Here is a 3,419-nt window from a genome sequence, read left to right as displayed (position 1 = left end):
GCGGCCGACGGGGTCGGTGCCGACGGCACGGTCACGATCCAGGTGTGGCACGGGCAGACGGACACCGCCCTGAAGGTGATCAAGGGGCTCGTCGCCGCGTTCCACCGCGCCCACCCGGACATCCGCGTCGACCTGGGCGGCGGCGTCCTGGCGGACGCCATGCTGCAGAAGGTCACCGCGGCGCTGGCCTCGGGCGCCTACCCCGACGTGGCGTTCGTCTTCGGTTCCGACCTGGCCAGCGTCGCGCGCAGCCCTCAGGCCGTCGACCTCACCTCGTTCGTCCGCGACCGGTCCGCCCCCTGGACGAGCTACTGGCCCTCGGCCCGGCAGGCGGTCACCATCAACGGCAGGGTCCGCGCGCTGCCCGCGGTCGTCGACACCCTGGCCATGGTCTGCAACAAGAAGCTGTTCGCCGAGGCCGGACTCGCTCTGCCCCGACCGGGTTGGCGCTGGGACGACTTCACCGATCTCGCCCGGCGCCTGACCGACACCGGCGAGGGCCGCTTCGGCACCGGGTGGCCGGGGACCGGCGACGAGGACACGGTCTGGCGGCTGTGGCCCCTGGTCTGGGGACTCGGCGGCGACGTGATCGCCGAGGACGGCAAGCACATCGGCTTCGCCCAGGAAGGCGTACGGGCCCTCGAAGTCGTCCGTGACCTGGTCCGCGACAAGAGCGTCTACGTCGACCCCAAGCCCGGCAGCGAGCAGATGTACAAGGTGTTCCTGTCCGGCCGGATGGCCATGGTGCCGACCGGCCCCTGGCAACTGCCGGACATCACCCAGGCGAAACTCGACTACCACGTGGTGCCGCTGCCGACCTTCGACGGGAGACCCGTGACGATCTCCGGCCCCGACACCTGGACGGTCTTCGACAACGGCGAGGCCCGCACCCGGGCCGCCCGCACGTTCGTCAGCTGGCTCACCCACCCCGACCAGGACAGCCGGTGGGACGTGGACGCGGGCAGTCTGCCGCTGAGCCGGGGCAGCGAGAACGCCCGTGCCTGGCGCGAGCACGCCGCCCGCACGCCGGGCCTGCCGGTGTTCACCGAAGCACTGCCCTCGGCCCGGGTGCGGCCCGTGCACCCCGCCTATCCGAGCATCTCCCAGGCGCTGGGTGAGGCCATCGTCTCCGTGCTGCTGGGCCGCGCCGACCCACAGGCGGCAATCCGCGCCTGCGCCGAGAACGCCAACGCCGCCCTGCTGATACCGCGTTGAGGACCTGACATGCCACGACGTCCCACACCCCTGACCGTGCCGCCCGACCGGTCCGCACCCCACACCCTGCGCCGGCGACGACAGCGGGAGGCCGCCACCGCCTGGGCCTTCGTCTCACCGTCGGTCCTGGTCATCATCGGCCTGAGTGTCGTCCCGGTCCTGTGGTCACTGCTGCTCTCCTTCCGCGCCAGCGACCTCGTCACCCCGAGCCGCTGGGTGGGCCTGGACAACTACCACGCGCTGGTGCAGGACCCGCACTTCCACGAAGCCGTCCGCAACACCCTGCTCTACACACTCCTGTACGTGCCACTGAGCATCGCCGCCGGGCTGGCTCTCGCCCTGGCCCTGAACCGGCAGATCCGCTGCGTCGGCCTCTACCGCACCCTCTTCTTCGTGCCGTTCGTCGTCTCGGCCACGGCCCAGGGTGTGCTGTTCTCCTTCGTCCTCGACCCGGAGTTCGGCGTCGCCAACTCCGTACTGCACCGACTCGGCGTCTCCGCACAGAGCTTCCTCACCGACCCGTCGCAGGCGCTGTACGTGCTGGTCGCCATCTCGCTCTGGAGCGGCACGGGGCTGTGCACCGTGATCTACCTCGCCGCCCTCCAGGACGTGCCGAAGGAGCTCATCGAGGCGGCCCGCCTGGACGGAGCGGAACGCAGGCACGTGCTGCGCCACGTCACGCTGCCCACGATCGCCCCGGTCAGCGCGTTCCTGCTCCTGTGGCAGACGATCCAGTCCTTGCAGGTCTTCGACCTGGTCTACGTCACCACCAAGGGCGGCCCGCTCGGCTCCACCACGGTCATCGTCTACTTCATCTGGGAGCAGGCGTTCAAGAACTTCACCGCGGGATACGGAGCCGCCGCCGCGTACGTCCTCGCCCTGGCGCTCCTCGTGCCGACCGTCCTCGTGCGGGTCGTCCGTGCCCGCGGACGCCGGCCTCGTGGGGAAGCAGCCGCCTCATGACCACGACGACCTCCCTGCCCAAGGCCGCACGACAGCCGGCCGTCGAGCCCGCCGACGTCCGCCGCCCCGGCCGGCGACTGCCGTTCAGCGCCTGGCATCTGCTGCTCGCCCCGCTCGCCGTTCTGTTCGCCCTGCCGCTGCTGTGGCTGCTCGTCAGCTCCGTGATGAGCGACGCCCAGTTCAACCGGTTCCCGCCCGCGCTGATCCCCTCCGGCATCGACCTCGGCGGCTACCGGTACGTCCTCGGCAACGGCATGTTCCCGCGCTGGCTGCTCAATTCGGTCGTCGTCTCGTCGGTCGCGGTGGTCTCCAACCTCGTGTTCGGCGCGCTGGGCGGCTATGCCTTCGCCCGCATGCGGTTCGCGGGCTCACGCGTGCTGCTCATGCTGATGCTCGCGACCATGGCGGTGCCGTTCCAGCTGACGATGATCCCGACCTTCCTGGTGATGAAGAAGCTCGGGCTCATCGACACCCTCGGCGCGCTCATCGTGCCCTCGCTCGTGACACCGTTCGCGGTCTTCCTGCTGCGGCAGTTCTTCCTCTCGCTGCCACGCGAGCTGGAGGAGGCCGCCTGGATCGACGGCTGCTCACGGCTGCGGGTGCTGTGGTCGGTCGTGCTGCCGCTCGCCCGGCCCGCCCTCGCCACGGTCGCGGTGCTGACCTTCCTGACCACGTGGAACGACCTGTCCTGGCCGCTGATCGCCATCAACCACGACACGCAGTACACGCTGCAACTGGGCCTCACCACGTTCCAGGGAACGCATCACACCCGCTGGTCCGCGGTGATGGCGGGCAATGTGATCACCGTCCTGCCGGTGCTGCTCGCGTTCCTCGCCGCGCAGAAGACCTTCATCCGGTCCCTCACGTCGAGCGGCCTCAAGGGCTGACGCCGATCCCGCCCCAGTTGCATGCCCGACTGCATGCCCGCCTGCGCACTCTGTCCCGTACGACCTGAAGGATCTGCCATGCCGCACCGCTACGACCTGCTCGTCGTCGGCGACGCCAACCCCGATGTGATCGTCGGCCCCCTGACCGAACCGCTCGCCTTCGACCAGCGCGAACAACGCGTCGACACCGGCTCCCTGACCCTCGGCGGCTCCGCCGCGATCATGGCCTGCGGCGCCGCCCGGCTCGGCCTGAAGGTCGCGTTCGCGGGCCGGGTCGGAGACGACGACGCCGGACACTACATGCGTGACGCACTCGCCGATCGGGGCGTCGACACCAGCGCCCTGCACCTCGAC

4 protein-coding genes are annotated in these 3,419 nt (G+C 70.4%); all 4 read left to right on the top strand.

Going from position 1 to position 3,419, the window contains the following annotated elements:
- Positions 1-1,215: ABC transporter substrate-binding protein (locus GTW43_RS34695; protein ID WP_161305946.1), on the top strand; the 1,215-nt coding region annotated here is incomplete at its 5' end.
- Positions 1,216-1,224: 9 nt separating this feature from the next.
- The gene (locus GTW43_RS34690; RefSeq protein ID WP_161305945.1) at positions 1,225-2,178 is read left to right on the top strand and encodes a sugar ABC transporter permease; all 954 of its coding nucleotides are present in this window, start codon (positions 1,225-1,227) and stop codon (positions 2,176-2,178) included.
- On the top strand, positions 2,175-3,065 hold the full coding sequence (locus tag GTW43_RS34685) for a carbohydrate ABC transporter permease (RefSeq protein WP_161305944.1): 891 nt from the start codon (positions 2,175-2,177) through the stop codon (positions 3,063-3,065). Before GTW43_RS34690 ends, GTW43_RS34685 begins: the two co-directional genes overlap by 4 nt.
- A 78-nt stretch (positions 3,066-3,143) precedes the next feature.
- The coding region (locus tag GTW43_RS34680; RefSeq protein ID WP_161305943.1) for a carbohydrate kinase family protein at positions 3,144-3,419 on the top strand (276 nt) is incomplete at its 3' end.

It is taken from the genome of Streptomyces sp. SID5785 (assembly GCF_009870065.1).
Lineage (GTDB): Bacteria > Actinomycetota > Actinomycetes > Streptomycetales > Streptomycetaceae > Streptomyces.
The sequence above is the reverse complement of the archived record's forward strand: the minus strand, read 5'-3'. Positions and strand labels throughout refer to the sequence as shown.